The following is a 23,531-nucleotide window of genomic DNA, read 5'->3' on the forward strand; positions in this document are numbered from 1 at the left end:
CACGCGCAAATCAGATTTTTCGGGCGGTCGCCAGCATGTATCCCAGGTTGTCCCTCATGTACTCGAACATATAGATCCAATTATCCAGCATCTTGTCGCTGTCTTCCTTGATCGTATCCTTGATGACCATGTCGTATTTTGTCAGGGTTTCCTTGAGTTTCGGCACCAGATAGGGCATGACGTTGTCAGTGATGTCGTCGATGCCGATCAGTTCGAACCCGGCATCGGCCATCAGCTGCGGATAATCTTCCATGGCGACAAAGGTCGAGTGGATGTGCTTGTTCACGAATTCGCGAAACTCGGTGGTGATGGTCGGCCGGCTCTGCAGGTCGGCGATCACCAGCGTGGCGCCGGGCTTCAGGACCCGGCTGGCCTCGCGCAGCGCCGCGGCGTGGCCCATGTGGAAGATCGACTCGAAGAACCACCCGCCGTCGTAGGTCTGGTCCTCGCGGGGGATGTCCAGCGCGTCGCCGAGAATGAAGTGCAGCCGGTCTTCCAGCCCCGCGGCCTTGGCCTTCGCGGTGGCGGTCTGCTGCTGGTAGGAACTGATGGTGATGCCGTCCACCCGGCAGCCCTTGGCCTTCGCCAGCATGATGGCGGGCTGGCCGATTCCGCAGCCGATGTCGATGAAACGCTGGTCGGGACCGATGACCGTCTTGCCGATCATGATCTGGGCCAGCCGGTCGGAGGCGGCGGCGAAATCGGCGTCGGCGGTTTCGGCGTCCCAATATCCCCAGTGCAGATGGTCGCCGAAAAGCGACGGACCCAGTTGGCCTTCCGGCGAGTTGTACAGCGTGGCAACGTTCTCGGACATCGCGCTTACCTACACGTTGGAGCAGTCTTTTTGATGGATAACTCAATTCATGAGGGCTTGCGAGCGCAAATCATTCACATATGGTTGTATGAGGATTCATAAGATTGCGGAAAAATCGCCTGTTTTTGTGACAATTCCCTGAACGGGCTGTGTTGGATTGTCCAAGCAGAGAAGAATCGGCAGGCAATGCCGGGAGGTTTCTTGCCGGCGATTGTCGATGCGGATACAGTGATCGCTGCAAGATTGCGATTTCCGCATCCGGGGGGGATTGGCGGCATGGCCACGGAAAGCGCCGATGCACGGCGGTGCCGGCAGGACGGAGACGGGCGGGCGGAGGCGAAGCCGGTTCTGGCCCAGGCCATCGTCCGGCGCAACATGTGGTGGTCGGCCGGCGTCGGGCTGCTGCCGCTGCCGCTCGTCGAAACGGCCGCGATCACGGCGATCCAATTGAAGCTGATCCGGGAACTGGCCGATCTCTATGGCGTGCCGTTCCGAGATGGTCTGGCAAAGCCCATTGTGGCGTCTCTGATCGGCGGCTTGGGAAGCGTCGCGCTCGGCAAGATCGCCGGCTACGGCGTGGCCCGCGCCATCCCGGTGATCGGGGTTCCGATCGCCGCGGGGTCGATTTCGCTGTTCGCGGCGGGAATCACCTACGCCGTTGGCAGGATATTCACCACGCATTTCGAACAGGGCGGCACCCTGCGCGATTTCGACCCCGAAAAGGTCCGCGAGTGTTTCCAGGCCGAGTTCGGCAAGGGCGTGCAGAAGGCTTCGTCCGCCATGACGGGCGGGGCCGCTCCGGCGCTCTGACCCGATCGGGCGAACCTCTTAAGACATCTCAGGCGATCAGGGCGGCCGTCACCGCATAGCCGAGACCCGCGGCGGCGTGCATCCGGACATTCAGCCGGCCGCCGGCGTGACGGCAGACGATTCCCTGCCGCCAGCGGATGTCGATGGCGCGCGGGTCGATGAAGTCGCCGATTCGCGCCGAGATGGCCTTGATGACCGACTCCTTCAGGCTGAACAGGACGACCTCCGGGGTGACGGGCAGGCCGAAGGCCGCCGCCGCTTCCAGTTCCCCCGGTCCGGTGGAGAAGACGGGCAGCAGGTCCCGCATCTGCCGCTCGCATCGCGGCAGATGCACCAGATCGATCCCGATGCCGGCGATGGCCGTCGCCGGGCGCCGGGCGAGCGCGACGGCGCAGACCTCCCCATCGTGGGTGATGGTTCCCGTCACCGCGGCGGGCCAGACGGGATTGTGCAGCGGCCCCACGGCGATGGCGGTGTCCGGCAGCCCCAGCTCGCGCAACCCGCGGCGCGACAGCCAGCGGCCCGTGGCGAACTCCATGCGGCGGCGTGGAACGGCGCGGGCGACGGCGGCGGCCTCGTCGGGATGAAGGGGATGGTCGGCGATCGGTGCCGCGCCGACGAAGGCCGGGTCGGGAAACCAGCCTCGAAGCTGTGACCCGGCCCACCGCGCGGCCCGATCCGCCGTGGCGCCGCCCTCCGGCGGCCCGGCGTCACTCCACCCAGTCATAGCTGCGGTGAAAGTCCTTGATCTCCTTCAGGAAAATCCTGGGCCGGCCGGACGCGGCGACGGCCTCCCCGATGGATTTCCAGATTCCGGGGAATTGGGCGGTGTCGGACACGACGTTGCGCGTGCCGAATCGAACGACGGCCTGCGCGGACAGCAGCGCCTCGTACTCGTCCATGGTCAGCCGGTGCCGGGAGTCGAGACCGGCGCCGATGCCCATGGCGCGCACCTTGCGCTGCCCCGGTTCCGTCGCCACGCCGCTGTAGGTTTCCGACGAGCAGCCCGAGCCGTAGGAGAAGCAGCCGATGCGCTGGGGCGTTTCGAAGGTGCCGCTGTCGATGGCGCCGGCCAGGGACAGGAGTACGGTGCCGCCCATGATGTTGCCCACCCGCTGGCAATAGGTGAGCCCCGGCTGGACGCGGCTTTCGAAGTCGCGCTCGATGTCGTCCCGGCGCAGCTTGGTGTGTTTGCGCATCATGTTGCGGTGAGCGCCCTTGACCATGCCGCCGAACGGCGTGTGGAAGCACAGATAGCGGAAGGTGGTGGCGTAATCCGCCTCCGGCACGCGCTTGCGGTATTCGACGAAACTCTGGTCGCAGCAGTCGAGATAGGACAGCAGCGACAGATCGGCGTTGCCCGCTTCGCTGTCGGGAATGGGACGGCAGGTGTCCATCACCTCGAAGCTGTAACAGCCGTTGGCCCCGATATCGAGCGCGAAGACCTCCGGCCGGTCGCTGACCAGCAGGGCGACGGCGCCGGCGCCGCCGCTGGGTTCGAAGAAGGCCCAGTCCATGGTCAGCGACGAGTCGTCCTCGGTCACCATGAAGCGCGCCAGATCGGTGGCGACGACCAGCGCCTTGGCGCCGGGAGAGACCCCGGACAGGATGAAGTTCACCGCCATCTGCAAGCCGGCCGTCCCCGAATAGCAGGCCTGTTTCAGCTCGAACAGGCGGCAGTTGCGGTTGAGGCCGAGATACTGGTGGATGTAGGTGCTCATCGACTTGCCGAAGTCGATGCCCGATTCGGAACAGGTGATCACCAACTCGATCCGTTCCCTCTCATCGGCCGACAGGGCGTCGATGATGGGCTTGGCGGCGTTGATGGCGTAGCTGACCGGGTCTTCATAGGGCAGCGCGACGGACTTCTGCCTGATCAGCAGATTTTCAAAGCGGGCGGTGTCGCGGCTGCGCCAGTTGGCCAGTTCCATGACGTCCACATAGGCGCACCCCCCGTAGACGTTGATGGCTTCGATCCCGGCGGTTCTCATCATCCTGTCGATCGGCAGTGGCGGGCATGGCTTGACCGTTGCACAGATCATCATGAAATTCCACCGGGAGTAACGCCGGTGGTGGAGAGCATCAATGTATGCTCCCGAATTGTTCAGCCTTGCGCGCCCTCGCGGAACATTGTGGGAGCCCGCGCAGCCGCGTGTCCCTGAAGACGGTTGTGTGTTGTGGTTATGTCCTAAAGAGATAACATTACGCCTTTCATGCATCTCATGCGTGATTGATTTTATCTTTTCTCGACTGGAATGTGTCGCCGGTGTATCCCATTGCGACCACACCGGTTCGGTCGTCGTCGTCAGGGACCGTTCCGACCCCGTCCGACGCGGGGACCTGGGTGTAAAGCGGGGCGGGCAGCCGCCGGATGGCAGGGACGGTCGGTGAACATTTTCCGTTTGTTTTCCGCAAGCGATCGGGGGGCGATCCGGGAGGTCCTCGGCGTCACCGGTCTGGCCGGTCTGGCCAACGTCGTGCTGCTCAGCCTGATCAACATGGCATCCGGCCTCGCCGCCGCCGGCCAGCCTGTGGGCGTGCGGCCGGTGCTGATGTTCCTGGTCGCGGTGGGCATCTATTTCCTCACCAACCGGGCGTCGCTCAGCGGCGCCAACGCGCTGCTGCAACAACGGCTGGCGGACCTGAAGCTGGAAATCGCCGACGGGATACGCCGGTCGCCGCTGCGCACGCTGGAGGAGATGGGCCGCGGCGAAATCTACACGATCCTGGCCCAGGAAACCAATTACCTGTCGCAGGTCTTTCCGCTGCTGGTCGCCGCGGCCCAGGGTCTTTTCCTGGTGGTGTTCTGCCTGGTCTACATCGCCATCCTGTCCCAGGACTCCTTCGTCATAATCAGTTTCTTCTCCGCCGTGGGCGTGCTGTTCTTCTGGATCCGCCGCCTCCGGCTGACCCGGGATCTCGCCTCCGTCCACGAGAGGGAGGCGGCCATGCTCCAGTCCCTGTCGCATTTTTCCGAAGGCTTTCCGGAGCTCCGGCTGAACGCCGACAGGAACGACGCCCTGTTTCGCCGGTTCGCCCGGATCGTGGGCGATCTGGAAACGGAGGTCGTCCGGATCGGCAAGGACTGGGTGGTCCTGATCCTGTTCAGCAACGCGTTCCTGTACGCGATGCTGGGCATCGTGGTGTTCGTGCTGCCCGCGTTCCTGGATGGCTATTCCGACACCATCTACAAGATCACCGCGGCGGCGATCTTCTGCATCGGACCGGTGCTCGGCGTGTTCGCGGTGGCCCACATCCACTCCCGCGCCGAGATCGGCCTCGGCCATGTCTACTGGCTGCAGGAGCGTTTGGCGAAGGGCGCCACCGACATGGGGGCGTCCGCCGTCGAACCGGGGGCGTTCGCCGATTTCCGCGAGATCGCCCTGGACGGCGTCGAATTCCAGTACGAGGACGCCCAGGGAGCGGTGTCGTTCCGCACCGGGCCGTGGGATCTGACGATCCGGCGCGGCGAACTGCTCATGCTGCGGGGCGGCAACGGCGTCGGCAAGTCCACCACCCTCAAGCTGCTCTGCGGGCTGTACCGTCCGAGCGCGGGGGTGATCCGGGTCGACGGCGTGGCGGTGGATGACGGAAACCTGCAGCGCTACCGCGAGATCTTCTCCGCGATCTTCGCGGACTTCCATCTGTTCGACCGCCTGCACGGGCTGGAGACGGCCGATCCGGAGCGGGTGCGGGCGCTGATCGAGCGGATGCAACTGACGGCGAAGGTGGGCTTTGCCGGCGGGCGGTTCACGACGCAGGATCTGTCGACCGGCCAGCGCAAGCGGCTGGCGATGATCGTCGCCCTGCTGGAGGACCGGCCCGTCCACATCTTCGACGAGTGGGCGGCGGACCAGGACGCCCATTTCCGGGAGCGCTTCTACACCGAAATCCTTCCGGACCTGCGGCGCCAGGGCAAATCCGTCATCGTCGTCACCCACGACGACCTTTACTGGGATTTGGCGGACCGCGTCATCACGCTGGAGTTCGGCGCGATCGTGGCGACGCCGGGGCGGCTGTGACCTGATGGCGATCCTGGACTTCATCAAGCGCGCGAGGCGCCGCGACCTGGGCTTCATCGCGGCCATGACCGCCGCCGCCGGGCTGGCCAACGCGCTGCTGCTGATGCTCATCATCCGCGTCTCCGGCATGGTCGCCCAGGGCCAGCGCCCGTCGCTGTGGGTGGCGGCGACCTTCGTCGGGGCCTTCGCGCTGTATTTCCTGTGCAACCGCGCGGCGATCCTGCGCGCCAACAGCGTCATCGAGCAGCTGCTGAAGGACTTGCGGCTGGAGGTCATCGAGCGGTTGCGCCGATCGGAGCTGCTCGCCGTCGAAAAGGTCGGGCAGGGCCGCCTGTACACCGTGATCTCGCAGGAGACGAACCATCTCTCGGTGACCTGCCCGCTGCTGGTGGAATGCTTCCAGCAGGTCGTGCTGCTGATGGTGACGCTGCTCTATCTCAGCGTCCTGTCGCCGCCCGCCCTGCTTCTGTTCGTGGTCGCCGTGGCGGCGGCGCTGCTGGGCTACCGGAAGATCAACCGCAGCTACCGCGCCGCGCTGGAGCAGGCGGCCGTCCACCACGCGGAGATGCTGGACTTCATCGGGCACATCATCCGCGGCGGCAAGGAGATGCGGCTGAACAGCGCGCGCAGCGCGTCCGTGTTCGCGGCGTTCCGGGACATTTCCGAATCGTCCAAGGCGCATCTGACCAAGTCGGGCGATCTGGCCGCGTCGATGATCGTGCTGGGCAGCCTGGTGGTTTACGACACGCTGGGCATCATCGTGTTCGTCTTTCCGCAGTTCATCAACGGGTTCGGCGCGGTCGTCTTCCAGCTCGTGCCGATCCTGCTGTTCTGCATGAACACGCTGCTGAAGATCGGCGGGCAGTTGCCGATGTTCATTCAGGCGGGCGTCAGCCTGACGCTGATCATGACAATCAAGGACCAGCTCAAGGTTCCCGATCCGGTCGAACCGGCGCGGGCGCGGGCCCTGGCGGCCCGGTTCAGGGACTTCCGCGCCATCACCTACGCCGGGGTGACCTTCACCTATCCCGACGATGGCGGCGCCCCCGGCTTCACCGTCGGGCCGCTGAACCTGCGGCTGTCGCGGGGGGAACTGGTTTTCATCGTCGGCGGCAACGGCAGCGGCAAGTCCACCACCATGCGCCTGATCACCGGGCTCTACCGGCCCGGCGGCGGCTGGATCGAGGTGGACGGCCGGCGCGTCCCGGAGTCGGAGCTGCCCGGCCTGCGCGAGCAGTTCTGCGCCATCTTCGCGAAGTTCCATCTGTTCGACGAGCTGTACGGGCTGGAATCGGTCGATCCGGAGCGGGTGCGGGCGCTGATCGACGAGATGGGGCTGGCCGCCAAGGTCGATTACCGGGACGGGACGTTCACGGACCTGCGCCTGTCCACCGGGCAGCGCAAGCGGCTGGCGCTGATCGCGGCGCTGCTGGAGGACCGGCCGATCTATGTGTTCGACGAGTGGTCGGCGGAGCAGGACGTCCGGTTCCGGGACTTCTTTTACCTGACGGTGCTGCCCGGCCTGAAGGCGCGCGGCAAGACGGTGCTGGTCGTTTCGCACGACGAACGATTCTGGCATGTGGCCGATCGCGTCATCAAGCTTGATCTTGGCACCGTGGTCTGGGAAAAAAGGTGTTATCCTGTCGTATAACTAACCCAATACGTGTCTGTGGCGCCAATGATGCAGGCTTTCGAGACGTTGCTTGGGAGTTTTTGCGCGCAAGAGGTGAACCCCGACGCCGCCGGGGCGGCGGATGGGCTGGACCCGCGACCCGCCGGAGGCGATGCCGCCTGCCTTGGCGAGCTGGAACGGCTCGCACGCCAGGGCGGCATTCCGGCGGCGGATGCGCTGCTCGCCGCCGCCGCCCATGGCCTGACGCCCGATCGCCAGCCGCCGTCCGACCTGACGGACGAGGCAGCGCGGACCGCCTTCCTGGTCCGGCACCTCGTGCGTCGTCCCTACAGCATCGGCATCGCGCGGAGCGAGGATCTTCCGGCCCTGGTGACGCTGGAAACGCGCTGTTGGGCGCCGGAACTCCGAACCGGCGAGGCGGTGCTGGCCCGGCGGATCCTGCGCTATCCCGAAGGCCAACTGGTGGTCCGCCAGGATCAGGACCTCGTCGGCGTCATCTATTCGCAACTCATCGACGGGGCGGAGGCGCTGGACGGGGCGACGGCGGCCACGGTGGACGCGTTGCACCGGGCCGATGCGGGCACCGTGCAACTGCTGGCGATCAATGTGCTGCCGGAAAGGCAGCATTCGCACCTGGGCGACCAGCTCCTGGAGTTCATGCTGATCTTCCGCAGCCTCCAGGACCATGTGCGCGGCGTGGTCGCGGTCACGCGGTGCAAGAGCTTCAGGCCGGCGGACGGCGTGCCCCTCGCCAATCATATCCGGGCGCGCAACGGGCACGGGGTGCTCGCGGACCCGGTCCTGCGCTTCCACGAGTTGCATGGGGCGACCATCGAGCGGGTCGTGCCGGGTTACCGGCCGGCGGACGCCGACAACGACGGCTGCGGCGTGCTGGTCACCTACGACATCCGCAACCGTCGGCGAACCGACCTGACGGCGGAGTCCGCACCGGCCGGAGCCGCGGCGCCCCCGGTCGGTCGGGACGCGCTGGCCGCGGAGATCCGCCGTGCCATCCTGGCCTGCCTGGGGCCGCGGGGGGAAACGGCGTTCGCCGTCGACCGGCCGCTGATGGACATGGGGCTGGATTCGGCCGATCTGCTGGGGTTGAGCGAAAGCCTGTCGCAGCGTTGGCGCCTGCCCTTGGCGCCGACCTTCTTCTTCGAACGCAACACGGCCGCGAAGATCGTCGCCGATCTGGCCGACCGCCTGATTCCGACCCCCTCCGGCCCCGCCCGGACATCCTCCCCGCCGCGACGGGTCGAGCCGGCCGGTCCGAGTGTGGGAGGAAGCCGTGCGGGAAGAAGCGACATCCCCTCAGGCGATGGCGCACCGGGCGATAGTGCCCCAGGCGACATCGCCATCGTGGGCATGGCCTGCCGTCTTCCGGGCGGCATCGACACGCCGGAGGCGCTGTGGCGCAGCCTGGAAACGGGAGCCTGCGTCATCGGCGACCTGCCGGCGGCCCGCTGGCGGTGGCCGGACGCCATCGACCCGGACGGGCGTCACCGGGGCATCGCCCGCGGCGGTTTCCTGGACGACGTGGCCGGCTTCGACGCGCCCTTCTTCCGGATCAGCCCGGCGGAAGCGGAAACCATGGATCCGCAGCAGCGGATGCTGCTTGAACTGTCCTGGCAGGCGATCGAGTACGCGGGCTATGCGCCGGCGGAACTGGCCGGCAGCCAGACCGGCGTGTTCGTCGGGGCCAGCGGATCGGACTATGTCCGCCTGATGGAGCAGGTCGGCAGCCCGGTGGAGGCGCATTGCGGCGTCGGCGGGTCCATGGCCGTTCTGGCCAACCGGATTTCCTATCTCTTCGACTTGCAGGGGCCGAGCCTGCTGGTGGACACCGCCTGTTCCAGCTCGCTGGTGGCGGTGCACGAGGCCGTGCGGTCGATCCGCAGCGGGGAATCCGCCCAGGCGCTGGTCGGCGGCATCAATCTGATGCTGCACCCGGCGACCAGCATCGCCTTCCACAAGGCGGGGATGCTGTCGAAGGACGGCCTGTGCCGAAGCTTCGACGCGGACGCCAACGGTTATGTCCGCAGCGAGGGGGCGGTGGTCCTGCTGCTGAAGCCGCTGGCCGCCGCGCTGGCGGCGGGCGACCGGGTCCATGGGGTGATCAAGGGCACGTCCAGCAACCATGGCGGGCAGGCGGGCGGCCTGACCGTTCCGAACCCGGAGCAGCAGGCGCGCCTGCTGCGCATGGCCTGGACCGACGCCGGGATCGACCCGTCGGCGCTGAGCTATCTGGAAGCGCACGGCACCGGCACCCCGCTGGGTGACCCGATCGAGGTCCGCGGCATGTCGCTGGCCATCGCCGGGGCGCTGCCGGGGGAGGGGGCCGGCCGGTTCCGTCGTTGCGGGCTGGGCTCCGTCAAGACGAACCTCGGCCATCTGGAGGCGGCGGCGGGCATCACGGGCCTGCTGAAGGTGGTGCTGTGCCTGCGGCACCGCCGGTTGCCGGCGTCGCTGCATTTCCGGCGCCTGAATCCGCAGATCCGGCTCGACGACACGGGGCTGTATGTGGTCGACCGGCTCCAGACCTGGCAGCCGGCGGAGGAGGGCGGGCCGCTTCTGGCCGGTGTCAGCAGCTTCGGATCCGGCGGGGCCAACGCCCACGCGGTGGTCGCCGGCGGTCCGGCGGACAGGCCGGAGCCGGCGGCAGAGGAGCCGGCGGAGGAGGAGCCGGGGCCGGTGCTGTTCGTGCTCTCCGCCCGGACCCGGCCGCAGCTTGCCGACTACGCCGACCGGTTCGTGGCGTGGCTGGACACCGCCGAGGGCCGGTCGGTGCCGCTGGCCGACCTCGCGCGGCAGATGCGGATGGGCCGCCCGGCCATGGAGGAGCGACTCGCCCTGGTCGTCTCGAGCCGGCGGGAGCTGACCGACGGGTTGGCGCGCTGGCGGGACGAGGCCCGGGGCGCCGCGGCGGCAGCCCCGGCCGGCGCCAAGGCGGTGACGCCCGACGTGGCGGCGCTGACGGACGGCGAGCCGGGCCGTCTGTTTCTGCGCTCGCTGGCGGAGCAGGGGGATCTGGAACGCATCGCGGCGCTGTGGCGTCTCGGCGTGACGGTGGACTGGACCCTGCTGAGCGGCGCCGACCGGCCGTTGCGGCGCGTCGCGGCGCCGACCTATCCTTTTGCCAAGCATCGCTACTGGCTGCCGAACGCCACGGCGAGCCAAGCGGCGGCAGCCCAACCGGTGGTGATGGTGGAGCCGGCGGCGGCCGAGCTTCGGACGATGCCTCTGGCTCCGCACTGGCGCCCGGTCGCGGCCGATGACGCGGTGGCGGCCGGTCGCCCCCCGTCCGGTCGCCTGCTGGTCGTCGGTGCCGATGCGGCGTGCCTGGAGGTCCTCCGCGCGGGCGGCGGCGCCGTGCACGCGCTGGAGATCGACCCCGCCGACACGGTCGAGGCCTTGACCCGGCGGCTGGCCGACGCCGGGTCCCTGGACCATGTCGTCTGGGTGGCGCCCCCCGGCGGCGGGCCGCTCATCGACGCGCAGCGCTCGGGGCTGCGCCATCTGTTCAAGCTGGTCAAGGCCCTGCTGGCGTCGGGGCAGGGCTGGCGGGCGCTCGGGCTGACGGCCATCACGGTGCGGACCCAGGCGGTGTGCGGCGACGACCCGGCCGAGCCGGCGCACGCCGGCGTCCATGGGCTGACCGGGGCGCTGGCGAAGGAGTTCCCGCGCTGGACGGTGCGGTCGCTCGATCTGGAGGACGATGGCGATGTGGCCGTCGCCCTGCTGGCGCTGCCGCCGGCCGATCCGGAAGGCGATCCGCTGGCCCGCCGCGCCGGGCAATGGCTGCGGCGCGTGTTCGTCCCCGTGGAACTGCCGGAGGCCACGCCGGCCTACCGCCAGGGCGGCGTCTATGTGGTGATCGGCGGGGCCGGCGGCCTGGGCGCCGCCTGGACGCGCCATGTGGCGGAGCGGTACGGGGCCTCGGTGGTCTGGATCGGCCGGCGCGCCCTGGACGACGCCATCCGGGAGCGGATCCGGGCCATCGCGGCGGTCGGGCCGGCCCCGGCCTATGTCAGCGCCGACGCGACCGACCCGGATGCGTTGCGGTCGGCCTTCGCCGCGATCCGGCAAGGCCATCCGGCGATCCATGGCGTCATCCTGTCGGCGGTCGGCGCCTTCGACCGCGGCATCGCCGACATGGACGAGGACCGGTTCCAGGACATCCTGTCGGTCAAGATCGACGCCGGCGTGCATCTGGCCGAGATCGTGAAGGACGATCCGCTGGATTTCCTGCTGTTCTTCTCGTCGATCGTCGCGCTGGAAAAGAACGGAGGCCTCAGCGGCTATGCGGCCGGCGGCGCCTTCGCGGACGCCTTCGCGCTGCGGCTCGCCCGCCGGGAGGGGCGCTGCGTCCGGGTGGTCAACTGGGCGCATTGGGACATCGGCACCGGCGCCACCATCGCCGAAGCGACCAGGGTCCGCCGCCGGAAGGGCGGGCATTTGCCGGTGCAGGCGGACGCGGCGTGGGCGCTGCTTCAGGCCACGCTGGGCGGACCGATCCCGCAGGTGGCCGTGGTCAGGACCAGCCGGCCCGACGCCCTGCCGATGGTCGAGGCCGGGCGGCGGCTGAGCCTGGACGCACGGCCGGCTCCGCGCTGCATCGACCGGCTGCCCGCCCTGCCGGACGCGCTGCGCGCGGCCTCCGGCACGCTCGGTCCGGTCAGCCTGTTCAACAACCCGATCCTGGAAGCCCATCTGCGGCCGCTGTTCGCCGGGCTGTTGCGCTCGGCGGGGCTGGACGATCCGGCGGCGGTGCCGGCCGGCCCGGCCTTCTACCGGCGCTGGCTGGAGGCCGGCCGGGTGCTACTGGCCGAACATTCCTCCGCCGGTGCGCCGGTCGGTGGTCTTGAGGACTGCTGGCGGCGCTGGGACGCCGCCCGGCGGGCGGATCTGGCCGACCCCGACCTGCAAGGCGCGGTGGAACTGGCCGAGGCCTGCCTGCGCGCCCTGCCGGACGTTCTGTCGGGGGCGGTCCGTTCCACCGACATCCTGTTCCCCGGTGCGTCGATGCGCCGGGTGGAAGCCGTGTACCGCGACAACGCCGTCGCCGACCACTTCAACCACATCCTGGCGGAAGCCGTGGCCGGGGCGGTGGCGCGTCGCCTGGAGCTGGACCCGGATGCGCGCCTGCGCATCCTGGAGATCGGCGCCGGCACCGGCGGCACCACCTCCATGGTGCTGCCCTATCTGGACGTTCATCGGGACCGCATCGCCGAATACGCCTACACCGACCTGTCCAAGGCCTTCCTGTTCCACGCCGAAAGCCGGTTCGTCGGGGCGCATCCGTTCGTCCGGCCCATGCTGTTCGATGTCGAGAAGCCGCCGGCCGCCCAAGGGATCGACACGCAGGCCTATGATCTGGTCATCGCCACGAACGTCCTGCACGCCACGCGCAACATTCGCGACACGCTGGACAACGCCAAGGCCGTGCTGCGCGGCAACGGGCTGCTGCTGCTGAACGAGATCAGCACGCGCTCGCTGTTCGCCCACGTCACCTTCGGCCTGCTGGAGGGCTGGTGGCTGCCGGAGGACGCCGGCCTGCGCCTGCCCGATTCCCCCGGCCTGACGCCGGAGAACTGGCGGGCGGTGCTGCGGCAGGCGGGATTCCCGACCGTGGCCTTTCCGGCGCCCGAGGCCCATGGGCTGGGGCAGCAGATCATCGTGGCGGAAAGCGATGGCGCGGTGTGCCAGCCCGCGATCCGCGAACCGGCCGCCGCCCTTCGCCCCGCCCCTGCCGCCCCTCGCGCCCAGGCGGACGGGGATCTCCGATCGGCCTGCGCGGGCTTCCTGACGGGGGTGGTCGCGAAGGTGCTGCGCATGAGCCCGGAGGACATCGACGCGCAGGAGCGGCTGGGCGCCTACGGCCTGGATTCCATCCTGGTGGTGCAGATCACGGAGGCGTTGCGCGACCGTTTCCCCCGGGTCGCCGGAACCCTGCTGTTCGAAGCCCAGACCATCGAGGCGGTGGCCGACCATCTGATCCGCACGGATCGCGACGCGGTGGTGCGCGCCACCGGCCGGACCGAGGACGGCGAACCGCCCATCACCCAGCCGACCACCATGGCGGAGTGCGCGGTCGGCGCGCCGGCGGTGGACGACCGCATCGCCATCATCGGGCTGAGCTGCCGCTTCCCCCAGGCGGACTCGCCGGACGCCTTCTGGCGGGTTCTGGCGGAGGGGGGCGACTGCATCCGCGAGGTGCCGGCCGACCGCTGGCCGCTGGAGGGGTTCCACCACCCCGACCCGGAGGAGGCGATCCGGCAGTTCAAGAGCTACGGCAAGTGGGGCGGGTTCCTGGACGGCGTGACGGAATTCGACCCCCTGTTCTTCAGCATCCCGCCCAAGGAGGCGGCGGCGATCGACCCCCAGGAGCGTCTGTTCCTGCAAACCGCCTGGCAGGCGCTGGAGGATGCGGGCTACACCCGCGAAAGGCTGGCGAAGGATTTCGACCAGCGCCTGGGCGTCTTCGTCGGGGTGACCCGCACAGGGTTCGACCTGTTCGGCCCGCCGCTGTGGAACCAGGGGGAAACGGTCTATCCGCACACCTCCTTCAGCTCCATCGCCAACCGTGTGTCCTTCTTCCTGAACGCCCGCGGTCCCAGCATGCCGGTGGACACCATGTGCTCGTCGTCGCTGGCGGCGGTGCATCAGGCCTGCGAGAGCCTGCGGGCCGGGGAATGCCGGGTCGCCATCGCGGGCGGCGTCAACGTCTACCTGCACCCGTCGGGCTATGTCGGCCTCAGCGCCGCGCGGATGCTGTCGAAGGGCGGCGCCTGCCGCAGCTTCGGCAAGGGCGGCGACGGGTTCGTTCCGGGCGAGGGTGTGGCCGCGCTGCTGCTGAAGCCGCTGTCCCGGGCCGTGGCCGACAACGACCACATCCACGCGGTGATCCGGGCGACGAAGATCAACCACGGCGGCCGGACCAACGGCTACACCGTGCCGAACCCGGCGGCCCAGGCGGAGGTGATCCGCGATGCCCTGCGCAGGGGCGGGGTGGACGCCCGCGCGGTCAGCTACATCGAGGCGCACGGCACCGGCACCGAACTGGGCGACCCGATCGAGATCGCCGGCCTGACCGAGGCGTTCCGGCATTTCACGGCGGACACCGGCTTCTGCGCGCTGGGCTCGGCCAAATCCAACATCGGCCATCTGGAAGCCTCGGCGGGCATCGCCGGGCTGATCAAGGTCGTTCTTCAGATGCGGCACGGCCGGATCGCCCCCAGCCTGCACGCCGAGGAGCCGAACCCGAACATCGACTTCGCCGCCACGCCCTTCCACCTTCAGCGGGTTTTGGCGGACTGGACGCGCCCGGTCCTGCCGGACGTCAACGGGGACGCGCGGGAGCAGCCCCGCATCGCCGGCGTGTCCTCCTTCGGAGCCGGCGGCACCAACGTCCATGTGGTGCTGGAGGAGCATCGCCCCGCCGACCGCGCGCCGCCGGCCGCCGGCGCCGCCGGCCTGTTCCTGCTGTCGGCGGCCAACGCCGACCGGCTGAAGGCCTACGCCGCCAGACTGGACGGCTTCATCATGGAGCGGGACGAGGCGGGCGACGCGCCGACCCTGGCCGACATCGCCTACACCTTGCAGGTCGGTCGCGAGGCGATGCCCGAACGGCTGGCCTTCGTGGCGCGCTCGCTGACCGAGGTTCGGGAGGCGTTGGCGGCTTACCCGACCGCCGGGACCCGCGGGGCGGCGCTGCACGCCGCCAACATCCGCCAGCACAAGGCGGAGGTCGCCGCCATCACCGCCGACCCGGCCTGGCCGGACCGCGTCGCGGAGCTGTTCGGGCAAGAGCGCTTCGACGAGCTGCTGGCGCTGTGGACCAAGGGGCTGAAGATCGACTGGGAGCGGCTGCACCGCGGCCGGACGCCCGCCGACGCGATGCCCCGGCGCGTCGGCCTGCCGACCTATCCGTTCGCCACCACGCGCTTTTGGCTGCCGGAGGTCAAGGCGAGTCCCGTCGCACCGCCCATCCTCACAAAGCCCATCCCCACGCAGCCGCAGGAGCCCGCCATGCCGGATGTCCCTGCCGTTCCGGCGGCTTTGCCGGAGCGGACGCTCGCCAAACCCACCGGCATCGCGCTTTGCGATCCGGCGGGCTTGGCGGTTCGAGCATGGGCGGTGCCGGCCAAGCCGGTGGTGGCGCTGGCGCCTCTGCGGATGCCGGAAACGCCGGCCCGCCGGGAGAACCCGGTGCGGACCGGGGAGCCCGCCGTCGATCCGGTCCCCATAGAACTGGTTTTGGAGGATCATGGCGGCGGGGTGCTGTCGTTGCGGCTGGACGGCCGCGGTGGAGCCGCACCGGGGGCCGGCGCCGCCCTGGTGGATTGTCTGGAGCGGGTGAACGCGCTGGCGGCGTCGGCCGGCGATCCCGCGAAGGTCCTGCTCGTCCATGGCATCGACCGGATGCTGGGGGCGGGCGCACCGCCCGAGGGCGTCGAGCGGGCGGAAGCGGCCATCGCGGATTGCGCGGTGCCGGTGGTCGCGGTGATGCCCGGCGAGCGCGGGGGCTCCGGCGGGGGCGATGCCGTGCGCGTGGCGACCGCCTGCGACGTGGCCATCGGTGAGGCCGATGCGTTCGAGCAGGCGCACGAGATCGCCCGAGCCTCCGCCGTGGCGTTGGGCGCGTTGAAACGGCAACTGCGCGTCACCGCCGCCTATTGCGCGGAACAGAAGCACGCCGTTCGCGGCTCGGGGGCCGGCATGGCGCCGGTGCCCGCGGACGCCCCAGTGCCGGCGGGGGCGCCGCGTCCCGTCGCCCTGCGGTCGCGCGTGGTCAGCCTGACGGTGCACGACAACGGCGTTGCGGTGGTGGCGCTGCACGACCGGGACAGCAGGAACACCTCCTCCCCCGCCTTCGTGGAGGGGGTCACCGAGGCGTTCGCGCACATCGCCGGGACGCCGGAATACAAGGCGGTGGTGCTGACCGGCTATGACGGCTATTTCGCCTGCGGCGGCACCCGCAAGGGGCTGCTGGCGATCCAGGGCGGCACCGCCCGCTTCACCGACGAGCAGAGCTACAGCCTGCCGCTGCTTTGCGACATCCCGGTGATCGCGGCGATGCAGGGGCACGGCATCGGCGCCGGCTGGGCCATGGGCCTGTACTGCGACCGGGCGGTCTATGCCGAGGAAAGCGTCTACCAGAGCCCTTACATGCTGTACGGCTTCACGCCGGGGGCCGGATCGACGCTGATCTTTCCGGCCCGCCTCGGCCCCGCCCTGGGGCGGGAGGTGCTGTTGACCGCGCGCGAGCATCGCGGGCGCGACCTGAGGGCGCGCGGCCTCGTCGACGAGGTTCTGCCGCGCGCCGACGTGTTCCGCCGGGCGCTGGCGATCGCCGGCCATCTGGCCCGCCAGCCCCGCGACCGTCTGGTGCGGGAAAAGGCGGCGCGCACCGCGGTCCTGCGGCGACGCCTGCCGGAGGTGTTCGCCCAGGAACTGGCGATGCATGACACGACGTTTGTCGGCAACGCCGACGTCACCGAGAGAATTTCCCGATATTTCAACGCGGTGGCTGATGCCGTCGCGCCGCCACCACCGTCGTCGCCGTCCCCCGCGGCGCCTGCGGGACCGGCGCCGGACGCGATGCTGGGCTGGCTCCGCGGCAGTCTGGCCGAGGAATTGAGCCAGCAACCGGACGAGTTGGACGACGACGTGGCCTTCATCGACCTGGGCATGGACTCGATCAGCGCGGTCACCTGGGTGCGGAAGGTCAACCGGCAGTACGGCCTGGCGCTGGGAGCCACCCAGGTCTACGACAGCCCCACACTGTCTCGGTTCGCCGCCTTCGTCCTGTCGCGGATGGGGGCGCCCTGTGCCCCGGCCGGTGAGAAGGTGGCCGCGGCCCCCGCCGATGCTTCCGACGCCGATGCTTCCGACCCCGATGCTTCCGACAAGGACGGCGTCGCGGTGCGGGACTGGCTGCGCGACAGTCTGGCGCGCGAGCTGCTGATCGCGCCGGAAGAGCTGGACGAGGACGCCACGTTCATCGACCTGGGGCTGGATTCCATCACCGCGGTGACCTGGATCCGGGCGCTCAACAAGCGTTTCGGCCTGTCGGTCGGCGCCACCACGGTCTACGCGCACCCGACCCTGGCGGCGTTCCATCGCCATCTCCTCGACCTTCTGCCGGCGTCGGCCGTCGCGGTCCCGCTCGCGGCGGAACCCGTGCGGACGGCGCCGTCCGCCGAAGCGGCGCCCACCGTTCCGAAGGATGTGCACCGGGTCCGTCTGGCGGAGACCGCACCGGCACCCGCCGCTCCCGCCATCGCCGCTCCCGCGCCGGTCGCGGCACCGGTGCGGCCGGCGATCGCGATCATCGGCATGGCCGGCCAGTTCCCCAAGGCCCCGGACGTCGGAACCTTCTGGCGCAACATCCTGGGCGGCCGGGACTGCGTGACGGAGATTCCGGCCGCGCGCTGGCCGATCGACGCCTTCTACGCCGCCGACCGCGACGCGCCCGGCAAGACGGTGTGCCGGCGGATGGGGGCGCTCGACGACCTTGACCTGTTCGACCCGCTGTTCTTCAACATCTCGCCGTCCGAGGCCGAGTTGATGGACCCGCAGCAGCGCCTGTTCCTGCAGAACAGTTGGCGCTGCATCGAAGACGCCGGCTATGATCCCGCCACCCTGTCGGGCAGCCTGTGCGGCGTGTTCGTCGGCTGCGCGGCCAGCGATTACGGCCAATTGCTGGTGGGCCAGCCTCCCACCGCGCATGGGCTGATCGGTGAGTCGGTGGCGATCCTGCCGGCGCGCATCGCCTATTTCCTGAACCTCCAGGGGCCGTGTCTCGCCATCGACACCGCCTGCTCGGCGTCCCTGGTGGCCATCGCCAACGCGTGCGACAGCCTTGCGCTGGGCAACAGCGATCTGGCGCTGGCCGGCGGCGTCTATGTGCTCAACGGGCCCGAGATGCACGTGAAGATGAGCAAGGCCGGCATGCTGTCGCCGGACGGCCGCTGCTACACCTTCGACCAGCGGGCCAATGGATTCGTGCCCGGCGAGGGCGTCGGCGTGCTGCTGCTGAAGCGGCTGGACGAGGCCGAGCGGGACCGCGACGACATCTACGCGGTGATCCGGGGCTGGGGCGTCAACCAGGACGGCCGGACCAACGGGATCACCGCGCCGAACCAGGATTCCCAGGCGCGCCTGGAAGCCCGCGTCTACGAACGTTTCGGCATCGATCCGGAGGACATCGGGCTGATCGAAGCCCACGGCACCGGCACCAAGCTGGGCGATCCGATCGAAGTGGAGGCGTTGCGCGCCGCGTTCGGCCGCTTCACCACGCGCGAGGGCTATTGCGCCCTGGGCTCGGTGAAAACCAACATCGGGCATCTCGCCACCGCCGCCGGAGTCGCGGGGACGATCAAGGCGGCGCTGGCCCTGCGCGACCGGCAACTGCCGCCGTCGATCAACCACGACGCGCTGAACGAGCACATCCGGCTCGACCGCAGTCCGTTCTTCGTGAACACCCGGTTGCGGCCCTGGCCGGGCACGCCGGGACGCCGGCGTCATGGCGCGGTCAGTTCCTTCGGCTTCAGCGGCACCAACTGCCACATCGTGCTGGGGGAGGCGCCGCCCCGACACGCCCCGACTTCGGTGGGGGCGGCGGCGGCCGGCGGGCCGGTGGTCGTGCCCCTGTCGGCGCGCAGCGAGGCGCAATTGAAGGCCTACGCGCGCGCCCTCTGCGACGGCCTGTCGGAGCCGGGTGAGGGGGCGCCGATGCCGCTGGCGGATCTGGCGGCGACCTTCCAGTCCGGCCGGGCCGTGCTGAACTGGCGTCTGGCGGTGGTCGCCGGATCGGTCGCGGAGCTGGTGGAACGCCTGTCGCGCTATGCCGCCTCGGCCGGCGGTGCGGACGATGATTGCGTCGTCGGCATGGTGCGGCCGAAGACGGTCGCCGCCGCGCCGGCCGGTCCGGGCCCCGGCCCGGATCTGGAGGCGTTGCCAGCCTGGGAGCGAATGCGGACGGTGGCGCGGCGCTGGGTGGCGGGCGAGCCGGTCGACTGGGCGTCGGTGCGGGGCGCGGCTGGACGGCGGAGGGCCGGCCTGCCGACCTATCCCTTCGCCCGCGAACGCCACTGGGCGCCAGCCAGTCCGGTTTCCAGCGAACCGAAAGCCCCGCCGCAGGCGCGGGCGGAAGCGGCGGCCGCGACGGCGGGGTGGCGCCATCATTCCCTGCCGGACGCGGTGGATTGGCGGCGGCGGCTGCGCGACAGGCTCGCCGGCCGGGTGCTGGTGATCCACGCGGACGACACCGTCGCGGCGGCCTTCGGCCGCCTGCTCGCTCAGGTGACGCGGGCCATGCATCCGACCGGTCTGCGCCATCCCGCCTTTTGCGGCCAGGAGGAGATCGCCGCCGCGGTCGCCGCGGCCAAGCCGGACCACGTCATCGTGCTGGGTCCGATCCGCAAGGGCGCGACGGCGGGAATCGGAGAAATCGCGCACTGGCTGGGACGCCTGTCGGAGCGGCTGGACGGTCATTCCGCCGAGATTTTCGTGTTCGCGTCCGCCGACAGGGACGGGGCGGAGCGGCTCGCCGTCGCGCTGGCCTCCCAGCGCCGGCTGACCCTGGTCACGCAGGAGGACGACGCCGGGATCGAGCCTTCCTTGCAGCGGCTGCTCCGCGAATGGCTGGCGGCGGACGGCACCGCGCGCATCCGGTACGACCGCGGCGCCCGTCTGACGCATCCGGGCGCGGTGGGGATGACCGCCACCGCGGCCGCGCCGGCGGACGGACCCTGGATCGTCCGGAAGGAGTGGCGGGAAGCGGCGGTGCGGCCGGCGGCGTCGCCGGGCCGGCGCGGAACCGCGCTGGTCCTGGTCAACCGGGAAACGCGGGACCTCGCCGGCACCCTGTTCGCTCCGGGTGACTTCGCCGCGGTGATTTTGGCCGGCGACGGCGGCACCGGTGCGGAGACCGTCATCGACTTCGGCGATCCGGAGGCGGCTCGGGCCGCGGGCCAGCGTCTGGCGGGGGTGCCGGGCGGCGTCACCCACCTGATCGACCTGAGCGATCTTCACGGGACGCCGCGGGATCACGATGCGGACGGCATCGGCCGGATGGCGCTGTACCAAGCCCTGGTCGCGGCCGGCGCCGACATCGCCATTCTGCATGTCACGATGGGGCTGCAGGCCTTCCGCGCCAGCCGCATGAGCCTGGCCGGCGCCACCATGGCCGGTCTCGTCCGGATGCTGAGCGCCGATTACCGGCACGTCGCCGCCCGCACCCTGGACATCGATCCGGCCGCCTGGACCCAACCGGCGCGGCTGCGCACGATGCTGCTCCGGGAAATGGACGGCGAACTGCGGGAAACCGAACTCCTCTGCCGCGATTTCGTCCGGTTCGTTCCGACGCTGTCGGCCGCCGCGCCGGAGGCCGGCGGTGGACGGCCGCTCGCCCTGCGGCCGGACGGCGTCTATGTGGTTGCCGGCGGCACCAGCGGGGTCGGTCTGGAAATCGCCCGTGGGCTGGCGTCGCGCGGCGGCCGCCGGCTGCTGCTGCTGGGCGTCACGCCGCTGCCGCCGCGGGGCGAATGGCGCCACGCCGCCACCGATCCCCGCCACGACCCGGCGCTGCGCGCCCGGCTCCGCGATCTGATCGAGCTGGAAAAGGCGGTCGACCATCTGGAGGTCCAGGTCGGCCCGCTGACCCGGATCGAGCCGTTGCGCGCCTGTCTCCAGGGCGTCCGCGACCGGCTGGGGCCGATCCGCGGTGTGGTCCACAGCGCCGCGGTCTATTCCGACCCGGCGACGCCCGGTTTCGCCGACAAGCGGCCGGACGGCGTGTGCCGCGTGTTCGAGCCGAAGATCCAGGGCATCCAGGCGCTGGACGCGCTGTTCCGCGATGACCCGCTGGAGTTCTTCGTGTCCTTCTGCTCCCTGGCCGCGCTGCTGCCGAGCCTGGCCCGCGGCGCCAGCGACTACGCGGCGGCCAACGCCTTCGTCGAACGCTTCATGGCCTTCCGCCACCATGGCGACGGCCGGGGCGACGGCCGGGGCGACGGCCGGGGCGTGCACCGCGCCATTCTCTGGCCCGACTGGAACGAGGCCGGTGCGCTGACCCGGATCGGTGCCGCGAAGGCCGCGGTGGTGGAGGACATGTTCCGGCGCATCGGCATGCGCAGCTTCGGCAACGCCGAAGGGGTCGCCCTGTTCGAAGCGGCCTTGGCGCAGCCCTCCCAGGGCGCGATCGTGATCGCCTGCGGCGACCGGCGCCGCTTCGACGCCGTGGCGCCCCGCCTGATGCTGGCGGACCCTTGGGCTGCAGAGCCGGGGACGGAGCCGGGTGCGGCGGGCTCGCCGTCGGCCTCCATCCTGCCGCACCTGGAGGCTTGGGAGGCGGAGCGGCGGTCCGGCACGCTGGTGCCGGTGCAGCGCATCGCCGAGGTGATCGGCCTGGACGAGATCCGACGCCTGGAGCCGCATCTGATCCAGCGCATCCACGCTCTGCTGCGGGTCGACGGCGGCCTGGGCAGCAGTGAAGGCAGCGATCCGGAGCCCGCTCCTCGGGCGGCGGTGGCGCCGGCGCCCGTCGAGGTCGCCGTCCAGGCCGCCCGGCCGGACGGCTTGGCCGGGGTCATCGCGGAAACCGTGCGGGAGGTGCTGAAGCTGAAGAGCATCGAATCCGACCAGTCGTTCCAGAGCTACGGGCTGGATTCGATCTCCGCCATGGTTCTGGCGACGCGGCTCGACAAGAAGCTGACGGCTCCGGTGCCGCCGCAGTGGTTCATCGAACACTGCACGGTCGAGGCCCTGTCGCGGCATCTCGCGGCGCAGGGCAACGGCTGTGCGGCCGACCGGCCCCCGGTGATGGGCGCCGCGGAGTGAGGGGGACGAACATGGTGCCGACGGTCGAACAACTCCTGGGCCTGGAAGCCGCTCCGGCCCCGGCGAAACCGGCGATGCGGTTCAGCTTCCTGTTCTTCTCCGACGTCCGCAAGGACCGAAGCGACGCGGAGAAGTACGCGTTCGTCCGCGACGTCACGCTGTTCGCCGACCGCGAGGGGTTCGAGGCGGTCTACATCCCCGAACGGCATTTCCACGAGTTCGGGTCGATCTTCTCCAACCCCGCCATCATGGCGGCCAACCTGATCCCGCAGACCACGCGGGTCCGTTTCCGAACCGCCGGCATTTCCCTGCCGCTGCACCATCCGGCCGAAGTGGTGGAGTGGTGGGCGATGAACGACGTCCTGTCGAACGGCCGCGTCGACCTTGGCTTCGGCTCCGGCTGGGCGCGCGGGGACTTCATCCTGGCACCGGACCACTACGCCGACCGCCGGCAGATCTGCAGCGATCAGATCCCCATCGTCCGCAAACTGTGGCGCGGAGAAGCCGTGACCTTCCCCGGTCCGGACGGGGAGCCCGTCGCGGTCACCACCCATCCCCGCCCGATCCAGCCGGAACTGAACGTCTGGCTGCTCGTCACGCAGAGCGACGAGGGATTCATCCACGCCGGCCGCCAGGGCTACAACATCTTCACCATGCTCTACGGCAACAACCTGGAGGTCATGGCGAGGAAGCTCGCGCTCTACCGCGCGGCACGGCGCGACGCCGGGCTGGAACCGGCCGGCGGGGTGGTCACCCTGATGCTGCACACCCTGCTTCTGGACGACCGGACCCGCGTGCGCCGGGCGGTGGAGGAGCCGTTCAGCGGCTACATCAAGTCCGCCCTGGACGCCCATCTGGCAGCGGCGGCGAAGGACCGCGGGGGGGAGCCGCCGAACGAGGCCGAGAAGGCCAAGATCCTGGATTACGCCTACGAACGCTATTTCCAGACCGGCGCCCTCTTCGGCACGGTCGAGGATGGACGGGCGATCGTGGAGCAGGCGATCGCCGCGGGGGTGGACGAGATCGCCTGCCTGCTGGACTTCGGTGTCGACTACGCCGTCGCGACGGAGTCGCTGGGCTATCTGGCGCGGCTGGCGGAGGTCTACCGGCCGCGCGCCTGACGGCGTATCGCCGCCATCACGGCACCGCCATCACGCCGGCCGCACCTCGTCCAGGGCGAAATAGCCGTTGTAGCCCTGCATGTAGACGGCGGCGCGGTGCCCGAACAGCACCAGCGCCTCCGTCTTGGTGGCGAGCGGCTCGGCATAGCCCGTCACCCGCACCCGCGTGCCGACGGGATGCGCGGCGTTCCAGTCCGCAACCCGCTGCGCCGCCGGCTTGCTGGGCTCCACCTCCACCGGCAGGGGCGCCGGAGCGTCCACGGGGACGGGGGCAGGGGCAGCGG

9 protein-coding genes are annotated in these 23,531 nt (G+C 70.1%); 5 read left to right on the forward strand and 4 right to left on the reverse strand.

Annotated features, from left to right (window positions below; all coding sequences use genetic code 11):
- Positions 1-10 precede the first annotated feature (10 nt).
- Positions 11-814 carry a methyltransferase domain-containing protein gene (locus DXK32_RS19255; protein ID WP_114859979.1) on the reverse strand — a complete coding sequence of 268 codons (804 nt, stop codon included), beginning with the start codon at positions 812-814 and terminating at the stop codon, positions 11-13.
- Positions 815-1,015: 201 nt separating this feature from the next.
- Here DXK32_RS19255 and DXK32_RS19260 point away from each other — a divergent pair, with 201 nt between their 5' ends.
- Positions 1,016-1,624: a YcjF family protein gene (locus tag DXK32_RS19260; RefSeq protein WP_162801253.1), complete on the forward strand. Its 609-nt coding sequence runs from the start codon at positions 1,016-1,018 to the stop codon at positions 1,622-1,624.
- A 28-nt stretch (positions 1,625-1,652) separates the two neighbouring features.
- On the opposite strand, the gene DXK32_RS19265 is transcribed toward DXK32_RS19260, so the two are convergent.
- Both DXK32_RS19265 and DXK32_RS19270 read right to left on the reverse strand, forming a co-directional pair.
- The gene (locus DXK32_RS19265) at positions 1,653-2,351 is read right to left on the reverse strand and encodes a 4'-phosphopantetheinyl transferase family protein (protein WP_114859981.1); all 699 of its coding nucleotides are present in this window, start codon (positions 2,349-2,351) and stop codon (positions 1,653-1,655) included.
- The gene (locus DXK32_RS19270; RefSeq protein ID WP_205215768.1) at positions 2,335-3,618 is read right to left on the reverse strand and encodes a hydroxymethylglutaryl-CoA synthase family protein; all 1,284 of its coding nucleotides are present in this window, start codon (positions 3,616-3,618) and stop codon (positions 2,335-2,337) included. Before DXK32_RS19270 ends, DXK32_RS19265 begins: the two co-directional genes overlap by 17 nt.
- Before the next feature lie 393 nt (positions 3,619-4,011).
- Here DXK32_RS19270 and DXK32_RS19275 point away from each other — a divergent pair, with 393 nt between their 5' ends.
- From DXK32_RS19275 to DXK32_RS19290, 4 genes are all read left to right on the forward strand, one after another.
- Positions 4,012-5,646, forward strand: a complete 1,635-nt coding sequence (locus DXK32_RS19275; RefSeq protein WP_162801254.1) for a cyclic peptide export ABC transporter — start codon at positions 4,012-4,014, stop codon at positions 5,644-5,646.
- 4 nt (positions 5,647-5,650) lie between these two features.
- Positions 5,651-7,297 carry a cyclic peptide export ABC transporter gene (locus DXK32_RS19280; protein ID WP_114859983.1) on the forward strand — a complete coding sequence of 549 codons (1,647 nt, stop codon included), beginning with the start codon at positions 5,651-5,653 and terminating at the stop codon, positions 7,295-7,297.
- A gap of 75 nt (positions 7,298-7,372) precedes the next feature.
- Positions 7,373-22,126 (forward strand): SDR family NAD(P)-dependent oxidoreductase, encoded by a 14,754-nt coding sequence (locus DXK32_RS19285; protein ID WP_162801255.1) that lies wholly within the window; start codon positions 7,373-7,375, stop codon positions 22,124-22,126.
- A gap of 11 nt (positions 22,127-22,137) precedes the next feature.
- Positions 22,138-23,247 carry a MupA/Atu3671 family FMN-dependent luciferase-like monooxygenase gene (locus tag DXK32_RS19290; RefSeq protein ID WP_114859985.1) on the forward strand — a complete coding sequence of 370 codons (1,110 nt, stop codon included), beginning with the start codon at positions 22,138-22,140 and terminating at the stop codon, positions 23,245-23,247.
- 30 nt (positions 23,248-23,277) lie between these two features.
- Here DXK32_RS19290 and DXK32_RS19295 read toward each other — a convergent pair.
- The coding region (locus DXK32_RS19295) for a hypothetical protein (protein ID WP_205215769.1) at positions 23,278-23,531 on the reverse strand (254 nt) is incomplete at its 5' end.

Source organism: Azospirillum brasilense (assembly GCF_003349955.1).
Taxonomy (GTDB): domain Bacteria; phylum Pseudomonadota; class Alphaproteobacteria; order Azospirillales; family Azospirillaceae; genus Azospirillum; species Azospirillum brasilense_B.

Bases quoted from the DNA above. Each gene is read 5' to 3' on its own strand.
- DXK32_RS19265 (WP_114859981.1), bottom strand. From the start codon at position 2,351: ATGACTGGGTGGAGTGACGCCGGGCCGCCGGAGGGCGGCGCCACGGCG.
- DXK32_RS19290 (WP_114859985.1), top strand. From the start codon at position 22,138: ATGGTGCCGACGGTCGAACAACTCCTGGGCCTGGAAGCCGCTCCGGCC.
- DXK32_RS19280 (WP_114859983.1), top strand. From the start codon at position 5,651: ATGGCGATCCTGGACTTCATCAAGCGCGCGAGGCGCCGCGACCTGGGC.
- DXK32_RS19270 (WP_205215768.1), bottom strand. From the start codon at position 3,618: ATGATGAGAACCGCCGGGATCGAAGCCATCAACGTCTACGGGGGGTGC.
- DXK32_RS19255 (WP_114859979.1), bottom strand. From the start codon at position 814: ATGTCCGAGAACGTTGCCACGCTGTACAACTCGCCGGAAGGCCAACTG.